Annotated in this window: 1 protein-coding gene; it reads left to right on the plus strand. The window is 69.1% G+C overall.

Going from position 1 to position 233, the window contains the following annotated elements:
• Positions 1-233: oligosaccharide flippase family protein (locus SB771_RS37270; RefSeq protein WP_410722314.1), on the plus strand; the 233-nt coding region annotated here is incomplete at both ends.

A 233-nucleotide genomic window follows, 5' to 3' on the forward strand; every position in this document is an offset into this window, starting at 1 on the left:
GACGCTGCTCGTCCCGCATTTCGCGGCGGAACGCACGGCGCTGCTGATCGGGTTCGGGATGGCGGTCGGCGCGGCGCTGACGCCCGGCTGGTACTTTCAGGGCATCCAGAAGTTGAGCGTCTACAGCGTCACGGTGGTCGTGTACCGCGCATGCAGCGTCGTCGCGTTCTTCGCCTGGGTGCGCACGCCGGACGATCTGCTGCACGCGGTCGCGATCAACGCGGCGGTGCCGG

The organism is Burkholderia sp. SIMBA_051, assembly GCF_046534915.1.
In the GTDB taxonomy this organism is placed as follows: Bacteria; Pseudomonadota; Gammaproteobacteria; order Burkholderiales; family Burkholderiaceae; genus Burkholderia; species Burkholderia ambifaria.